Source organism: Allobosea sp. (assembly GCF_035944895.1).
In the GTDB taxonomy this organism is placed as follows: domain Bacteria; phylum Pseudomonadota; class Alphaproteobacteria; order Rhizobiales; family Beijerinckiaceae; genus Allobosea.
In genome coordinates this window covers 596,966-609,888 of the sequence record NZ_DASZAT010000012.1, presented here as the reverse complement: position 1 = coordinate 609,888, position 12,923 = coordinate 596,966, and the positions used below count along the sequence as shown (strand labels likewise).

Annotated in this window: 13 protein-coding genes; 7 read left to right on the top strand and 6 right to left on the bottom strand. The window is 65.8% G+C overall.

The genetic code is table 11. The features are described from left to right. Nucleotides 1–31 precede the first annotated feature (31 nt). The 4 genes from mnmE to hemE all read right to left on the bottom strand — a co-directional run bounded on the left by mnmE (nt 32) and on the right by hemE (nt 5,243). Nucleotides 32–1,336 carry a tRNA uridine-5-carboxymethylaminomethyl(34) synthesis GTPase MnmE gene (mnmE, locus tag VGV58_RS25060; RefSeq protein ID WP_326876798.1) on the bottom strand — a complete coding sequence of 435 codons (1,305 nt, stop codon included), beginning with the start codon at nt 1,334–1,336 and terminating at the stop codon, nt 32–34. Between the two features lie 952 nt (nt 1,337–2,288). Continuing rightward, nucleotides 2,289–3,554, bottom strand: a complete 1,266-nt coding sequence (rho, locus tag VGV58_RS25055) for a transcription termination factor Rho (RefSeq protein ID WP_091835939.1) — start codon at nt 3,552–3,554, stop codon at nt 2,289–2,291. 218 nt (nt 3,555–3,772) lie between these two features. Continuing rightward, entirely contained in the window at nt 3,773–4,198 is a 426-nt protein-coding gene (gene hemJ / locus VGV58_RS25050) for a protoporphyrinogen oxidase HemJ (RefSeq protein WP_326876768.1), read from the bottom strand. A gap of 19 nt (nt 4,199–4,217) precedes the next feature. Next, nucleotides 4,218–5,243, bottom strand: coding sequence for a uroporphyrinogen decarboxylase (gene hemE, locus VGV58_RS25045; RefSeq protein ID WP_326876767.1), 1,026 nt, complete (start codon nt 5,241–5,243; stop codon nt 4,218–4,220). 461 nt (nt 5,244–5,704) lie between these two features. Between hemE and VGV58_RS25040 the strand changes: the two genes are divergently transcribed. Genes VGV58_RS25040 through dnaQ form a run of 5 tightly spaced genes read left to right on the top strand, consistent with a single transcriptional unit; the run spans nt 5,705 to nt 9,352 of the window. Beyond that, on the top strand, nt 5,705–6,535 hold the full coding sequence (locus tag VGV58_RS25040) for a pyruvate, water dikinase regulatory protein (protein WP_326876766.1): 831 nt from the start codon (nt 5,705–5,707) through the stop codon (nt 6,533–6,535). Continuing rightward, the gene (locus tag VGV58_RS25035; RefSeq protein WP_326876765.1) at nt 6,532–7,155 is read left to right on the top strand and encodes a Maf family protein; all 624 of its coding nucleotides are present in this window, start codon (nt 6,532–6,534) and stop codon (nt 7,153–7,155) included. Before VGV58_RS25040 ends, VGV58_RS25035 begins: the two co-directional genes overlap by 4 nt. 20 nt (nt 7,156–7,175) lie before the next feature. Next, nucleotides 7,176–8,009, top strand: coding sequence for a shikimate dehydrogenase (locus VGV58_RS25030; RefSeq protein ID WP_326876764.1), 834 nt, complete (start codon nt 7,176–7,178; stop codon nt 8,007–8,009). A gap of 22 nt (nt 8,010–8,031) precedes the next feature. Further along, nucleotides 8,032–8,643: a dephospho-CoA kinase gene (gene coaE / locus VGV58_RS25025; protein WP_326876763.1), complete on the top strand. Its 612-nt coding sequence runs from the start codon at nt 8,032–8,034 to the stop codon at nt 8,641–8,643. A 1-nt stretch (nt 8,644) separates the two neighbouring features. After that, complete coding sequence (gene dnaQ / locus VGV58_RS25020; RefSeq protein WP_326876762.1) at nt 8,645–9,352, top strand: DNA polymerase III subunit epsilon; 708 nt, start codon at nt 8,645–8,647, stop codon at nt 9,350–9,352. A gap of 48 nt (nt 9,353–9,400) precedes the next feature. Here dnaQ and VGV58_RS25015 read toward each other — a convergent pair whose 3' ends face one another. Next, a complete protein-coding gene (locus VGV58_RS25015) occupies nt 9,401–10,144 on the bottom strand; it encodes a TerC family protein (protein ID WP_326876761.1) in 744 nt (247 codons plus the stop codon). 151 nt (nt 10,145–10,295) lie between these two features. Further along, nucleotides 10,296–10,796, bottom strand: a complete 501-nt coding sequence (secB, locus tag VGV58_RS25010; protein WP_414644096.1) for a protein-export chaperone SecB — start codon at nt 10,794–10,796, stop codon at nt 10,296–10,298. Nucleotides 10,797–11,037: 241 nt separating this feature from the next. Between secB and VGV58_RS25005 the strand changes: the two genes are divergently transcribed. Then, entirely contained in the window at nt 11,038–11,763 is a 726-nt protein-coding gene (locus VGV58_RS25005; protein WP_326876759.1) for a Tim44/TimA family putative adaptor protein, read from the top strand. Continuing rightward, nucleotides 11,760–12,923, top strand: a complete 1,164-nt coding sequence (gene mltA / locus VGV58_RS25000; protein ID WP_326876758.1) for a murein transglycosylase A — start codon at nt 11,760–11,762, stop codon at nt 12,921–12,923. Before VGV58_RS25005 ends, mltA begins: the two co-directional genes overlap by 4 nt.

Sequence of the window (12,923 nt, the reverse complement as noted above, 5' to 3'; positions counted from 1 at the left end):
CAAGCCGGGCCGCGAGGTCAATGAAAACCGCCTATTTGCCGATACAGAAGCCGGAGAACAGGCTATCGAGCACGTCCTCGACATCGACCCTGCCGATCAGGCGCTCCAACGCCCGGACGGCGAGACGCAGCTCCTCCGCAATGAGCTCGGGCTGCTCATGCGGGAGCAGGGCAGCTCGTTCGATCGCAGCCGCAGCATCCGCCACAGCGACGCGCTGGCGTTCCCGGGTGACAAGGGCAGGCTCCGCCTGGCCGAGCTTGCCGAGGCGAGACGCGATGAGGTCGACCAACTCCGGTAGTCCTGCCCCGGTCATGGCGGACACACCGACCTCGCCAAGCCGAGCACTACCGCCAAGATCGAGCTTCGTCGCGACAACGATCTCGGTAGTGCCACCACCTCGTTGTTCCGGTCCCGAATCGGGAGGCCGCAGCCGTAGCACGAGGTCGGCATTATCAGCCCTTAGGCGGGCGCGCCGTACGCCTTCCGCCTCGATCTCGTCGGAGCTCTCGCGCAGGCCGGCGGTATCGACCAGGACAACGGGAATACCACCCAGATCCAGTCTGACTTCGATGGCGTCCCGGGTCGTACCGGCGATCGGCGAGACGATTGCCACGTCTCTCCGGGTCAACGCGTTGAGCAGGCTCGACTTACCCGCATTGGGGGGCCCGGCGAGCACCACGATGAAGCCTTCGCGCACCCGCTCACCAGCAGCAAAACTACCGAGTGCTCCCTGCAGACTACCGAGTACGCCCTGCGCCCCAGCCACGGCTTCGACGATCAGTGGCCCAGCGACATCGCCCTCATCGGAAAAGTCGATCTCGGCCTCGAGCAGCGTCATGGCTTTGATCAGCGCCCTGCGCCATTCGCCGGCGGCTTGCCCGAGCGCGCCTTCCATCTGACGCAGCGCCTGTCTGCGCTGCCATTCCGTCTCCGAATCGATCAGGTCGGCAAGACCCTCCACCGCCGCAAGATCCAGCTTGCCCGCTTCGAAGGCACGGCGGGTGAATTCGCCCGCCTCCGCCAGACGCACCCCCGGCAGGGCCGCGAGCACAGAGAGTAGCCGCGTCAGCACCGCCCGCGAGCCGTGGATATGGAACTCGGCAACATCCTCCCCCGTAAAACTTGCAGGTGCGGGGAAGAACAGGACGAGACCATGATCGATGATCGCGCCCTCGGGATCGCGCAGCGCCCGATAGGCGGCCTTGCGCGCTTCGGGGAGGGATCCCGCAATCGTTTCGACAACGAATCGGACGCGTTCGCCGGAGATGCGAACGACCGCCACGCCAGCGCGGCCGGCGCCGGAGGACAACGCCACGATCGTCGGGTAGGTTTTCATCGCTCGTTCCCGCCCGGGGTTGGAGTTGCGCTGATGAATCGCCGGAAGCGCGCCGCCCGTCCGCTCCTGCTGCAGCATCAGAATAACCCCGTTCACTGATGGGGGCGGGGCAGAGGCGCTTTCACCCAAGCGCGCGCTAGCAGTTGAGAACGCGGCGATCGCTGCGGTGATGAACGAGCCCGTCGTGAACATCAAGGCCGATCACGAAAGGCGGTCTGACATCGATCACCCCAGCATGAACGCGCTATGCGCGCTCATGGCGAATTGGAATGGGCTGGTGATCGTTCGCCTGCCCACACTGCCGGTATCCCTGGCCGAAAGATTGGGTGAAAGTCACGGCCGACACCTATCGTTTCGTTGCCGAATCCATGACTGATGGCAATGGCCTCGCTCGTTCTTATGACGCCAGCCGCTCGATCACGCCCGGCTTCGCGCTCGGCCACACTGCGATGGGGAAAGCAGCCCACGCGCTGCGCGACGCCACCGGCAAACGGCACGACTTCGCTTTCACCGAGTGTAGGAGTGCCCATCTCGGCCGGCACTACCACGGGGTCGACGCAGGCCTTCTGCGGATGACTCGGGCCGACTGGGCCGCTCTGCCAGTCGTACCCAGGCCGACTCCAGACGGCGGCGCGCCTATGCCAAGGGGGCCTGCATGCCGCAACCCTGTTGCGGATCGCCACGCAGACTGGCGTGCCTGAAGATCGCAAGCGTACCGACCATTTTCTGTCGACCATGCTCGCCGTGGCAGCGCATGGCCGGATGGCTCGCAGCTCGATGCTCAACGCCCGTGACCTCGTCTACGGTGGTGTGGACGTCATACTCGCCGGTCCGACTCGAGAATCCTTCAGGCAGACCGGCCTGGCGCTACCGCATCTGACACAACACCCCAAAAGAAAAAGCCCCGGTGCAATGCCGGGGCTTTCCTTGTTGCTGAGGCGGCCAGCGCCGATCAGGTATTCATCGAATCGAAAAATTCGGAGTTCTGCTTGGTCTGGCGCAGCTTGTCCAAGAGGAACTCGATCGCGTCCTGCGGGCCCATCGGGTTGAGGATGCGGCGCAGCACATAAGTCTTCTGCAGGTCGGAGCGCGGCGTGATGAGCTCCTCCTTGCGGGTACCCGACTTGATGATGTCGATCGCCGGGAAAATGCGCTTGTCGGCCACCTTGCGGTCAAGGATGATTTCCGAGTTACCGGTGCCCTTGAACTCCTCGAAGATGACCTCGTCCATGCGGCTGCCAGTGTCGATCAGCGCGGTTGCGACGATGGTCAGCGAGCCGCCTTCCTCGATATTGCGGGCGGCGCCGAAGAAGCGCTTCGGGCGCTGCAGGGCGTTGGCGTCGACACCGCCGGTCAGCACCTTGCCGGAGGACGGCACCACCGTATTGTAGGCGCGGCCGAGGCGGGTGATCGAGTCGAGCAGGATGACGACGTCGCGGCCGTGCTCGACCAGGCGCTTGGCCTTTTCGATCACCATTTCCGCGACCTGGACGTGGCGGGTCGCCGGCTCGTCGAAGGTCGAGGACACCACCTCGCCCTTCACCGAGCGCTGCATGTCCGTGACTTCCTCGGGCCGCTCATCGATCAGCAGCACGATCAGGTAGCACTCGGGATGATTGGTCGTGATCGACTGCGCGATGTTCTGCAGCAGCACGGTCTTGCCGGTGCGCGGCGGCGCCACGATCAAGGCGCGCTGACCCTTGCCGATCGGGGCGACGATGTCGATGACGCGCGGCGAGAAATCCTTCTTGGTCGGATCCTGCACTTCGAGCCGGAGCCGCTCGTCGGGATAGAGCGGCGTCAGGTTGTCGAAGTGGATCTTGTGCTTGATCTTCTCCGGATCCTCGAAGTTGATCGTGTTGACCTTGAGCAGGGCGAAATAGCGCTCGCCATCCTTCGGGCCGCGGATCGGGCCTTCGACGGTGTCGCCGGTGCGCAACCCGAACTTCCGGATCTGCGAGGGCGAAACATAGATGTCGTCGGGACCCGGCAGGTAGTTCGAATCGGAGGAGCGCAGGAAGCCGAAGCCATCCTGCAGCACCTCGACGACGCCTTCGCCGAGGATTTCGGTTTCCTGAGAGGCGAGCTGCTTCAGGATGGCGAACATGAGCTCCTGCTTGCGCATGGTGCTCGCGTTCTCGACTTCCATACCTTCGGCGAAGGTGAGCAGTTCGGTCGGCGACTTCGCCTTGAGTTCGTGGAGCTTGATTTCCCGCATGGGGTACCCGGAGTAACAGGGCCCGCGGTCAGGCAGGCCGGACGACAGTTGGGGGATCGACGGGACGAAAGGCCTGAAGGCCCGCTTGTCAGGAAGTCGTGTCGGCCGAGAAAGCAGCCGCGGCACGAGCCGTCGACGATAAGGAAGGACGCGTACGAAAGCGCAGAGGCTTGATAACCGTTTTCCCCGAATCGCTCAAGCGGGAAACCGCGGCGATCTCAGAACGGCTTGACGATCACCAGGATAACGATGCCCGCCATCAGCAAAGCCGGCACCTCGTTGAGGATGCGGTAGAAGCGCGCCGGCTTGTCGTTACGATCCTCGGCGAAAGCCCTGACCCTGCCGACCAGGTAGCCATGGATGCCCGAGAGGACAAGGACCAGCGCGATCTTGCCGTGCAGCCAGCCTCCCTTGAAGCCGAAGGCGCTCCAGGCGAGGTAGAGCCCAAGCACCCAAGTCATGATCATCGAAGGGTTGATGATCCCCTTGAGCAGCCGGCGCTCCATGATCTTGAAGGTCTCGGACTGGATCGAGCCGACCTGCGCCTCGGCATGATAGACCATCAGCCGCGGCAGATAGAGCATCCCCGCCATCCAGGCGATCACCGCCATGACGTGGAAAGCCTTGATCCATTCGTAAGCCATAGCGGTCGTCCTCAGGCCCTTAAGCGCGCACCAGTTCGACCAGCCGCTCGACATGAGCGATCGGCGTGTCCGGCAGAATGCCATGCCCCAGATTGAAGACGAACGGTCTATCGCCAAATGCCGCACGGATCGCTGCGATCTCCCGGTCGAGTTCCGGCCCCCCCGCCCGCAGCAACTCCGGATCGAGATGACCCTGCACCGGCACCAGGGGCTGGATCGCCTCGCGCACGAAGCTCCGCTCGATCTCGGTCTCGAGCCCGACTGCATCGATGCCGGTCTCGCGAACGTAATCCGGAATGCCCGCGCCGGCACCGCGCGGAAAGCCGATGATCTTCGCGTGGGGGTGACGGGCCCGAACCAGATCGACGATCCGCCTGGTCGGCTCGATGCACCAGCGTTGGAAATCCTCCGGGCCAAGCGAACCTGCCCAGCTGTCGAAGATCTGCACGGCATCGACGCCCGCCTCGATCTGCGCATTGAGATAAGCGGCCGAGTTGACGACGAGCCTGTCGATCAGCCTGGCAAACAGAGAGGGGTCGCGCCGAAACAGATCCTTGGCCGGTCCCTTATCGGATGTGCCGCGCCCGGCGACCATATAGGTCGCGACGGTCCAGGGAGCGCCGCAGAAGCCGATCAATGCCGTTCCCTGGGGAAGCATCGCCTTCACGCGCCGGACGGTCTCGTAGACCGGTGCCAGCACGTCGGGATCGATCTCCTCCCGGATCTCGCCGAAGCGAGTCGCATCGGCGACTGGCTCCAGCCTTGGTCCTTCCCCTTGTGCGAACCAGAGCTTCTGCCCGAGCGCGTGGGGGATCACCAGGATATCGGAGAACAGGATCGCCGCATCGAAGCCGAAACGCCGGATCGGCTGAAGGGTGACCTCGGCTGCCCATTCCGGGTTGTAGCAGAGATCAAGGAAGCCTCCGGCCTTGGCGCGAAGCTCGCGATATTCTGGCAGATATCGGCCAGCCTGTCGCATCAGCCAGAGCGGAGGCTTGGGGAGGGTCTCGCCGGAGAGAGCTCGCAGGAAGAGGCTTTGGGTCATGAAGCGCACCGGGCCTTGAGCCCATCGTCCTAAAAGATTCTTTTCTAAGAGAGTCTTTTGTTTTGACTCTTGGGTGGGGGCACATAGCCCGCCCCAAGATTGTCCACAACCGGTCCACAGGTCGCACTCCGACCGGCGGGCAGAGTCTTTTGGAGCCGACCAGCCCTTAAGGGTTTCTTAACGAATTGGATTTTGCTCCGGGGCGCGGCCTGGCGCCGCGTCCGAAAATGATTCACGTGAAACATCCCGATTCAGCCCACAGGCCGATGCCTGTTGAACCCTGAGCCGGGTTATCCCGCCCTCTCGGGACCGATCCACGGCGGGGCCGGGTTATCCCCAGTCATCCCAACCCCTGGTGAGTGCCGGTTCGGCCATGTCCAGAGGATCGAAAAGGGATTCCCATGCTGGCGGAACAGCTCTAGAGCTGGGACGAGACAAGGCCGGCAGGGGCGACGAAAGCCGTGGCGCGCAACTATTTTCACCTGCATCTGGTCTCCGACGCGACCGGTGAGACCCTGATCGCGGTCAGCCGCGCCGCTGCCGCACAATACGAAGCGGTTTCCGCGATCGAACATGTCTACCCGCTGGTCCGGTCAGAGAACCAGTTGTCGCGCGTGCTCGCCGAGATCGAAACCTCTCCTGGTGTGGTTCTCTATACACTGGTCGAACCGGAATGGGCCGAGCGTCTGGAGGCCTTCTGCCGCGACATCGGTTGCCCCTGCCTCTCGGTCCTGCAACCCGTGCACTCACTGTTCCAGTCCTATCTTGGCCAGGCTTCGGCGCCGCGTCCTGGCGCGCAGCACACGCTCAATGCCGATTACTTCCGCCGCATCGACGCGATGAACTACACGCTGATGCATGATGACGGCCAGCTCGGCGGCGATCTCGAAAGCGCCGACGTCGTCCTGCTTGGCATCAGCCGGACCTCGAAGACGCCGACGAGCATCTATCTCGCCAATCGCGGCATCAAGACCGCCAACATCCCGCTGGTGCCGAACGTGCCGCTTCCAGTCGAGGTCGAAAGCCTCAAGAAGCCGCTGATCGTCGGCCTCGTCGCCAGCGCCGAGCGTATCATCCAGATTCGTCAGAACCGGCTGTTGTCGCTGAGGGCAGATGACGAGACGCCTTATGTCGATCCTGATGCGGTCGCTGATGAGCTCACCCAGTCACGCCGGCTCTGCGCTCGCAGGGGCTGGCCGGTGATCGACGTGACCCGCCGCTCGATCGAGGAGACGGCGGCCGCCATCCTCGACCTGCTGCGCGACCACCGCATGAAGTTCATCGCGACGTGACCGGCCAGACGACATTCTGGCGTGGCGATGCGCCGCTCATCCTCGCTTCCGGCAGCACGACGCGGCGACAGCTGCTGGAAGCGGCAGGACTCCCGGTCGAGGTGGTCAGGCCGGATGTCGACGAACGCGCCATCGAAGCCGATTTTCTCGCCATGGGCGGCCCGCCTGCCGGCGTCGCTGCCGCGCTGGCGGATGCCAAAGCCCTGTCGGTCTCGCCGCGTCAGTTCGGCCGGACCGTCCTCGCCGCCGACCAGATGCTGGTCTGCGAAGGCCGGCCGTTTCACAAGCCCGAGGGCACGGCAGCGGCCGAGCGGCAGATCGCCTTGCTCGCTGGTCGCAAGCACGAGCTCACCTCGGCCTTCACCCTGGCTCGCAATGGCAAGATCATCGGCCGTGGTACCAGTAGCGCAGTGCTTGCCATGCGTGCGCTGACCCCCGGCTTCATCAGGGATTACGTCGTGCTGGCTGGTCAGGCTGCGACCACCAGCGTTGGTGGCTATCAGCTCGAAGGCCTCGGTATCCATCTGTTCGAGACGATCGAGGGCGATCATTCCACCATCCTCGGCCTGCCTATGCTGAGCCTGCTCGCCACGCTGCGCGAGCTTGACCTCGTCGCATGATCCTTAGCTCCACGACTGCCATGACCAGACGCTGCTTCATCATCGGACATCCCGTCGCGCATTCCCGCTCGCCGCTGATCCATGGCCACTGGCTCGCCGAGCATGGCCTTGCCGGCAGCTATGAGCGCGTCGATGTCCCGCCGGCCAAGGTGCCGGGCCTCATCGCCAGGCTGCGCGCCGGCGAGTTCGTCGGTGGCAATGTCACCGTGCCGAACAAGGAGGTCGTTCTGGCCCTGCTCGACGACGTCAGCGAGACCGCGCGGGCCATGGGCGCCGCCAACACGCTCTGGATGGAGGGCGGCAGGCTCCACGGCGACAACACCGATGCCTATGGCTTCCTGGCTCATCTCGACGCTTGCGTGCCCGATTGGGCCGGGCGGAGCGGCACGGCGCTCATTCTCGGCGCCGGCGGCGCGGCACGCGCCGTGATCCATGGCCTCGCCGAACGTGGCGTCGGCCGCATCCTGCTGGTCAATCGCAGTCCGGAGCGTGCGGTCGAGCTGGCGGCATCGTTCCCGCGAACAGTCGAAGCCCGGCTCTGGCAGGACGTTGCCCGGCTGGTCGGCGAGAGCGACCTGATCGTCAACACCACCTCGCTCGGCATGCATGGCCAGCCGCCGCTGGAGATCGACCTCTCCGCCTTGCGCCCGGGCACCATCGTCGACGACATCGTCTATGTCCCGCTGGAGACGCCGCTGCTCGCCGAGGCCCGGCGCCGCGGCGGTATCCCGGTCGACGGTCTCGGCATGCTGCTGCACCAGGCGGTCCCGGGCTTCGAGCGCTGGTTCGGCATCCGCCCGCAGGTGACGGCGGCGCTGCGCGCGAAGCTCGAAATCGACATTCCCCGCGTTTGAGCGCGATGGCGGAGGCGCTGCGATGACCTTCCTGCTCGGCCTGACCGGCTCGATCGGCATGGGCAAGTCGACGACCTCGGCGATGTTCCGCGCCGCCGGCGTTCCGGTCCATGACGCTGACCAGGCAGTACACGATCTCTATGCCGGCGCGGCGGCGCCGCAGATCGAGGCGGCCTTCCCGGGAACGACGGCGAATGGCGTCGTCGACCGGGCCAGGCTTTCCGCCGCCGTGCTGGGCCGGCCCGAAGCGTTGGCGAAGCTCGAGGCGATCGTGCATCCGCTCGTGCGGGCCGAGGAGCAGGCCTTCCTGGCGAAAGCTCGCAGGGGTGGCGCGGCCGTCGCTGTGCTCGACATTCCGCTTTTGCTCGAGACGGGCGGGGAGGGGCGTTACGACGGGGTCGTCGTCGTCACCGCCCCGGCCGAGGTCCAGCGCAAGCGCGTCCTCGGCCGTCCTGGTATGACGGAAGAGAAGTTCGCTGCGATCCTCGCTCGCCAGATGCCGGATGCGGAGAAGCGCCGCCGCGCCCACTTCCTTGTGGACACCTCACGCGGGCTCGTGGCCGCCGAGCGCCAGGTCCGCTCTATCCTGAATGCCGTCGCTGGCCGCTTCGGCCGGCCGCAAAGGGCGGGCTGACATGCGCGAGATCGTTCTCGATACCGAGACCACCGGCGTCGAACCGCTGAAGGGCGACCGCATCGTCGAGATCGGCTGCGTCGAGCTGCTCAATCATTGCCCGACCGGCCGCAACTATCATGTCTACATCAACCCCGAGCGCGACATGCCGGATGGCGCCTTCCGGGTGCACGGGCTGTCCGAGGCCTTCCTGTCCGACAAGCCGGTCTTCGCCGCGATCGCCAGCGAGTTCGCCGCGTTCATCGCGGATGCCAAGCTGGTCATCCACAACGCCGCCTTCGACGTCGGCTTCATCAACATGGAGTTCGGCCGGCTCGGCCTGCCCGCGATCGTGCCGGCGCTCGTCGTCGATACGCTCGCCATGGCCCGGCGCAAGCATCCCGGCGCCAGCAACAGCCTCGACGCGCTCTGCTCGCGCTACGGCATCGACAATAGCCGCCGCACCAAGCACGGCGCGCTGCTCGACTCCGAGATCCTGGCCGAGGTCTATATCGAGCTGATCGGTGGCAAGCAGACGAGCCTCGGCTTCGGCGGCGCCGTTGCCGGCAAGGCAGGTGCCGGGCTTGCGGTCGCGATCGAGCGCCCGGTGCGCCAGCGTGCGCTCGCGCCGCGGCTTACGCCTGAGGAAAGAGCGGCCCATGAGGCCTTCGTGCTGAAGCTCAAGGGGCCGCTCTGGCGCGGTTATCTCGGCGTGCCCGAGGAAGCCTGAACGCCTGCGTCATGCTCGGGTCGAGCCCGAGCATGACGGTCGCACTTACTACTCGCCCTGTTTCCGGCTTGCCCGGCGCGACATCATGTTCAGCCCCTCGATCAGGGCCGAGAAGGCCATGGCGGCGTAGATGTAGCCCTTCGGAATATGGGCGCCGAAGCCTTCGCCGATCAGCGTGCCGCCGATCATCAGGAGGAAGCCGAGGGCCAGCATCACGATCGTCGGGTTCTTGTCGATGAAGCGCGCCAGCGGGTCGGCCGCGAGCAGCATCACCGCGACGGCGACGATGACGGCGATCACCATCACCGGGATATGTTCGGTCATGCCGACGGCGGTGATGATGCTGTCGATCGAGAAGACGAGGTCGAGCAGCAGGATCTGGAAGATCACGCCGCCGAAGGTCACGGCCGCGGCCGCGCTGCCGTCGAACATGTCCGGCCCGTGATCCGGATCGACCTTGTGATGGATCTCCTTCGTCGCCTTCCAGACCAGGAACAGGCCGCCGGCGATCAGGATGATGTCGCGCCAGGAGAAGGCCTTGCCGAAGACCGAGAACACCGGCGCGGTCAGCTGCACGATGAAGGCGACGGTTGAGAGCAGGCCGAGGCGCAGGATCAGCGCCAGGCCGATGCCGATCCGCCGGCCGCGCGAGCGCTGATGCTCGGGCAGCTTGTTGGTCAGGATCGAGATGAAGATGAGGTTGTCGATACCGAGGACGACCTCCATGGCGATCAGGGCGCCGAGCGCCACCCAGACTGCTGGGTCGGCGGCGAGCGTCATAAGGGAATCCATGGACGTCGTGTACCTCGCGGAAACGGCGCGCCGGGATGGCGGCCTCTGGCCCGCGGGAGATGGAAACGCCCGGGCGATTTACAACGGTCGGGCCAACAAAAAAGAGCCCCTGAGGGCTCTTTCCTGTCGAATTCACGATTTCCGCCGCGGTTCAGGCGTTCGGCATGCCCTGCTGCGCCTGCATCTCCTCGAGGCGCTGGCGGTAGAGCGAAGCGAAATCGATCGGGTCGATATAGAGCGGCGGGAAGCCGCCATTGCGGACGGCTTCGGCGACGATCGCACGGGCGAAGGGGAAGAGCAGGCGCGGGCAGTCGATCATCACGACCGCATGCAGCTGCTCCTGCGGCACGCCGAGGATGCGGAAGACGCCGGCATAGCTGAGCTCGAACGCGAACAGCGTCTCGTCGTTCAGGGTCGCCTTGCCTTCGAGCGTCAGGATCGTCTCGACGTCGTTCTCGCCGAGCGCGTTGGCGTGGACGTTGACCTGCAGGCCGATCTGCGGCCCGCCCTGCTGTTGCTGCTGGGTCAGCGAGCGCGGAGCATTGGGGTTCTCGAAGGAGAGGTCCTTGATGTACTGGACCAGCGTGTTGAGGCTGGGCCCCTGCTGGTCGGCGGCGGCGCCGTTGCCGTTTTCGTTGGCCATGGGTCCCATCATCATTGTCTAGAAAACCATCGGGAAATTCCGCGCCGTGGCCGGAATTGCCCGGCAAGCGGCGGCGCCGGGCTCGCGTCGGCTATCATGGCGGCGGGGCCGGCACAAGCGACGCGCGCTTTCGCACCCTTGTCGCCCCCGGGGGTGGATGTTACGAGCCTCCCACACCATATCCGTTCGATGACGGGCGACGACGTGCGCCCGCGCGGGAACGAGTTTTCGAGGTTCGGATCAGCCGGCGATGCAGAATTTCGATATGACGACCCTGGTCTTCCTGGCCCTGGCCGTTTTCGTCGCCTGGAAACTGCGCTCGGTTCTGGGCCAGAAGACCGGGCACGAGAAGCCGCCGGCCGATCCGTTCGCGCGCCGCGAGACGCCGCCGCTGCGCCCGGATCAGCCCGGCAATGGCGAGAGGCGCGACAATGTCGTCCGCCTGCCGGGCGCCGCCAACGACGCAGCGGCTGCCCCCGTGGCCGATGCCGAGCGCTGGAAGGGCATTGCCGAGCCGGGCTCGGCTATCGCTGTCGGCCTCGACGCCATCCTCCGCCAGGAACCGCGCTTCGACGCGCCGGGCTTCCTCATCGGCGCGAAATCGGCCTATGAGACCATCGTCACCGCCTTCGCCCGCGGCGACCGCAAGGCCTTGAAGGGCCTGCTCGCCAAGGAAGTCTATGACGGCTTCGAGCAGGCGATCGCCGAGCGGGAGAAGCGTGGCGAGAAGGCCGAGTCCAACTTCGTCTCGATCGACAAGGCCGAGATCGTCGGCGTCGACGTCAAGGGCAAGGCCGCTCAGGTCACCATCGCCTTCGTCTCGCAATTGATCAGCGCTGTTCGCGATGCGCAGGGCAATGTCGTCGACGGCAGCGCCGAGGCGGTCTCCGAGGTCAACGACGTCTGGACCTTCGCCCGCCAGCTCGGCAGCCGCGATCCGAACTGGCTGCTGGTCGCCACCGAATCGGCCGCGTGATCCGTGTCGTCGGTTTCGTTCTGGGGCTGCTGGCCGCAGGTATGTCGATGACCGGCGCTCACGCTTCTCCCCCATCTCTGCCGCAGGGCGCCCGGGCCGAACCCGTGGCGCCCGCTTCGCTTGCCGGCTGGAGCACCGACGACCAGCTCGCTGTGCTGCGCCTGTTCGCGCAGGGCTGCGAGACCGATCCGCCGCTGCGGCAGGGCGCTCCTGCGCCTGCGGCCCTGCCGGCCCTGTGCATCAAGGCAGCGGCCCTGCTTGCCGCGGGCGATGTCAGCCCGGACTCGGCCCGGCGCTTCTTCGCCGATAATTTCGCCTTCTGGCGCATCCGCCCGGCCGGCGCCGAGCGCGGCTTCATGACCGGCTATTTCGAGCCGGAATTCGAGGGCTCGCTGACCCGTTCGGACGCCTTCCCGACGCCGCTCTATGGCCGCCCGGCCGATCTCGTGACCAAGATGCCGGGCGATGACTGGCCCGGCCTCGATCCGGCCCTGACCTCGGCGCGCCGGACGGCTAAGGGGCTGGAGCCCTTCCCGGATCGCACCGCGATCGAGGAGGGCGCGCTTGCCGGCCAGGGGCTCGAGATCCTCTGGATGCGCGATCCCGTCGACCGCTTCGTGCTGCAGGTCCAGGGCTCGGGCCGGATCCGCCTGCCGGACGGCAAGGTGACGCGCCTCATCTATTCCGGGCGCAACGGCCACCCCTATACCTCGCTCGGGCGCGAGCTCAGCCGGCGCGAGAACATCCCGCCCGAGCAGATGACGATGGACAAGCTGATCGCCCGGCTGAAGGCCGATGCCGGCTTCGCCCGCGACCTCATCCGGCTCAACCGCTCTTTCGTTTTCTATGCCCGCAACGACGATCTTCCGCCCGAGTCCGGACCGATCGGCGGAGCCGGCCTGCCGTTGACTCCGCTGCGCAGCGTCGCGGTCGACCGCTCGCTCTGGCCCTATGGTATGCCGGCCTGGATCGAGACCGAGATCCCCGACGGCAAGGGTGGCAGTGAGAAACTGGCCCGGCTCATGCTGGCCCAGGATACCGGAACCGCGATCATCGGCCCGGCGCGGATCGATCTCTTTGTCGGCTCGGGCGCGGAAGCAGGCCACCGTGCCGGCCTGATCCGGCATCCCGTCGATTTCATCGTGCTCTGGCCGCGCTGA